The sequence below is a fragment of the Nonomuraea sp. NPDC049784 genome, from assembly GCF_040659615.1.
Lineage (GTDB): Bacteria > Actinomycetota > Actinomycetes > Streptosporangiales > Streptosporangiaceae > Nonomuraea.
Genome location: NZ_JBFAMX010001166.1, coordinates 1 through 1612 on the forward strand (window position 1 = coordinate 1; position 1612 = coordinate 1612).

Consider the following 1612-nt stretch of genomic DNA (forward strand, 5'->3'; position numbering starts at 1 on the left):
CCTCCAGGCCGCGGTGTTAGTTGATCGGCCGACTATATACGCCTACTTTCTCTAGATAGTCCCAACTCCCGGGGTCCTTGACACCCGATTCCCAGAGCCGGATTCGCGTGCCTGCGCGATCAGTCGTTCGCCGATCTCGGCCATGCGCAGGCAGGAGTCGTGCAGCTCCGACGCCTCGTCGTCCAGGCCGTCCGCGAGCAGGGAGGCCAGGCCGCTGTAGGTGGCGGCGTGCGCCGTCGCCGCGCGGACCCAGGCGGCCGGCGCGTCCGGCGAGGGGGCGGCCAGAAGCCGGTCGCCGAGCTCGAACAGGGCCTCGTTGCGCTCCCGGAGCAGCGCGCCGACCAGGGCGCGGCGACTGGGGAAATGGCCGTAGAGCGTGCCGATGGCCACTCCGGCACGGCGGGCGATGCTCTCCAGGCTGGAGTCGACGCCGTGCTCCTTGAAGGCGGCGTCGGCCTCGGCCAGGAGGCGCTCGTAGTTGCGGCGGGCGTCGGCACGGGGCCGGCGGGTGGTGGTCATGCGGTCGTCCCTAGTAATTCGAGGCGGCCTCGATATAGTGTTCTCGAGGTTGCCTCAGCTTATCGGAAGGACTGCTCATGATCTTGGTCGCCGGAGCCACCGGATCCATCGGCACGCATCTCGTGCGCCTTCTCCTCGACCAGGGGGTGGCTTTCAAGGCGCTGGTCCGCGACGAGGCCAAGGGGCGGGCCCTGGGCTGTGACGTCGTGGCCGGGGACTTCGACGAGCCCGCCTCGCTCCCCGCCGCCATGGACGGCGTGGACACGCTGTTCCTCAACGCCGGCGGCGCCCAGCCGGTGGAGGGCGAGCAGCCGATGATCCGCCAGCAGAAGGCCGCCATCGACGCGGCTCGGGCCGCCGGCGTTTCTGAGGTGGTGAAGGTGTCGGTCTGGGGCGCTCACCGGGGCGGGCGGCTGGCCGAGGGCGCGCACTGGGAGATCGAGGAGTACGTGAAGGCGTCCGGGCTCGGCTGGTCAATGCTGCGGCCGAGCGGATTCATGCAGAACTTCATCACCGGGGCCGGCGCCTTCACCGCCGACGGGAAGCTCATTGACGCGTACGGAGGCGCCGGCGTGTCGTACATCGACTGCCACGACATCGCCGCCTGCGCCGCCGCCCTGCTGACGGGCTCGCACGGGACCGGGTCGCACAGGCTCGGGGAGACGTACGTCCTGACGGGTCCGCGGGCGCTCACCGCGGCCGAGACCGCGAGGGAGCTCTCGGCGGCCCTGGGCCGGCCCGTCGGGCACGTGGAAGTGTCCCCGGACGACCTGGCCGCGGCGCTGCGCTCCCGGGGATTGCCCGCGCAGTTCGTCGACGACTTCGCCGAGCTCTGCCGGGAGGTCGCGGCCGGCTCGCTGGCGGCCACCACGACCGCGGTGCGGGACCTCACGGGTCGCTCGCCCCGCACGTTCGCGGAGTTCCTCGCCGCCAACGCGGAGGCGCTGCGAGCCGGCCTGCTCTCCACGGCGAGCCCGAACGTTTGACTCCGGCGCCGCCGGGCTCCTTGAGCGGCGGAGTTGCGGCTCTTGTCGAAGTCCACCGACCTCGTGGTCCGGCTGCTCGGCGGAAACCCGGAGGCCGGCCGTGAGGA

At 71.7% G+C, this 1612-nt stretch carries 2 protein-coding genes; one reads left to right on the forward strand and one right to left on the reverse strand.

Annotation, left to right across the window (positions count from 1 at the left end):
- Window positions 1–51: 51 nt before the first annotated feature.
- The gene (locus tag AB0J09_RS64375; RefSeq protein ID WP_360714309.1) at window positions 52–519 is read right to left on the reverse strand and encodes a helix-turn-helix domain-containing protein; all 468 of its coding nucleotides are present in this window, start codon (window positions 517–519) and stop codon (window positions 52–54) included.
- A 77-nt stretch (window positions 520–596) separates the two neighbouring features.
- Here AB0J09_RS64375 and AB0J09_RS64380 point away from each other — a divergent pair, with 77 nt between their 5' ends.
- Window positions 597–1505: an NAD(P)H-binding protein gene (locus tag AB0J09_RS64380; RefSeq protein ID WP_360714311.1), complete on the forward strand. Its 909-nt coding sequence runs from the start codon at window positions 597–599 to the stop codon at window positions 1503–1505.
- Window positions 1506–1612: the final 107 nt, after the last annotated feature.